Annotated in this window: 1 protein-coding gene; it reads left to right on the top strand. The window is 44.9% G+C overall.

Features of this window, described 5'->3' with window-relative positions; genetic code table 11:
* Positions 1–243: AMP-binding protein (locus AB4486_RS26865; protein ID WP_372119830.1), on the top strand; the 243-nt coding region annotated here is incomplete at both ends.

Raw genomic sequence — 243 nt, 5'->3', positions numbered from 1 at the left:
ACATTGGACAATCTGTATGGGCCAACAGAAGCAACAATTGCGTTTACTTTGTTTAGGGTTAATAGAGACGATGAAGCAGCGCATCCAATAGTCCCAATTGGAAAGCCTTTTGGCCAAAACCGCTGCGTTATTTTGAATGATGAGCTGCTCCCTGCCGAGTTTGGTGAAGTGGGGCAACTTTATTTGACTGGCCCTCAGGTTGTAGACGGGTACTGGACAGATAGTGATAAAACAAACCAAGTT

The sequence above is a fragment of the Vibrio sp. 10N.222.55.C6 genome (assembly GCF_041473395.1).
In the GTDB taxonomy this organism is placed as follows: domain Bacteria; phylum Pseudomonadota; class Gammaproteobacteria; order Enterobacterales; family Vibrionaceae; genus Vibrio; species Vibrio crassostreae_C.
The sequence above is the reverse complement of the archived record's forward strand: the minus strand, read 5'-3'. Positions and strand labels throughout refer to the sequence as shown.